We start from the raw sequence: 1,017 nt of genomic DNA, 5'->3' as shown, positions 1-1,017 counted from the left end.
ACCACATCGCCGTGCACGGCGGCCTGCGCGTCCTGCCGCGGCACGGGCAGCGCCACCCGGTCGACCGTGCGGGACCCCGGTTCGTACCGGACGACGGCGTCCATGTCGCCGTACCCGGGGTCGACGGCGGCGAAGTAGACGGGGCGGGTCGCCCCCGTGCCGACACCGACCGGCTTCACCGTGCCCTCCAGCACGGCCGTCCAGCGCACCTCGCCGGTCGTCGGGTCCACCGCGCTGACCCGGGTGCCCGAGCCGTCGTCGGACGGACCGGCCGCATAGGCCAGCGGGTCACCGGGGAAGGCGGCGAAGGACGGCACGGCGTGCCCCGGGATCCGCTCGGTCCACCGGTTCTCGCCGGTCGCGGCGTCCACCCCGGTGACCGTTCCGCCGGCGAGGGTGAGCAGCAGGACGCCCCCGGCGTACTGCGTCGCGGACTGCGGCGGCAGCTCCCGGTGCCAGGCCTCCGCCCCCGAGGCGGGATCGAGGGCCGCGAGCCGCCGGCCGCCCTCCGCGTCGGGCTGCACCAGGCCGCCCGCGACGACGGGCGGTCCGCTCGTCGGTCCGGTGGCGGCGGACCGCGTCCACGCGCGCGTGCCGTCGGACGGGTCGAGCGCGAAGATCTGCCCGGGCCGGGAGCAGAGCAGCAGCCCCCCGCCGTAGCCGCACTGCGGCACGGCCCCGCCCCGCGTCGCGGGAGTCGCCGCCCAGCCGCTGAACCCGGCGGCGGCCGTACGGGGCGTGCTGTCCTCGGGTGTTCCGTCGAGCGCCCGCACCGAGGCGAGCGCACCGCCGGCGACGAGCACGGCACCGATCGCGGCGAGCGCGAGACGCCGCCGCCCGTACCGCCGCTCGGCACCTCCGCCACGGCCCGCACCGCTCACCCGACCGCGCGTCCGAGGCCTGTCACCCGGCACCACCCCGGACCCCGGCACCACCCCGGAGCCCGGCACCGCCTCGTCGCCATGGCCTGCCTTGCCGCGGCGCACGAGGCTCGTGCGCCGCGGCAAGGCAGGCCAT

The 1,017-nt window shown here is 78.7% G+C and carries 1 protein-coding gene; it reads right to left on the bottom strand.

From position 1 onward, the window contains the following. A partial coding sequence (locus CCN42_RS24495; protein WP_158102125.1) for an outer membrane protein assembly factor BamB family protein occupies positions 1-881 on the bottom strand: 881 nt, incomplete at its 3' end. Positions 882-1,017: the final 136 nt, after the last annotated feature.

The organism is Streptomyces glaucescens, assembly GCF_002154375.1.
In the GTDB taxonomy this organism is placed as follows: domain Bacteria; phylum Actinomycetota; class Actinomycetes; order Streptomycetales; family Streptomycetaceae; genus Streptomyces; species Streptomyces glaucescens.
Note: the sequence above shows the minus strand (reverse complement) of the source record. Positions and strands in the feature narration are given on the sequence as shown.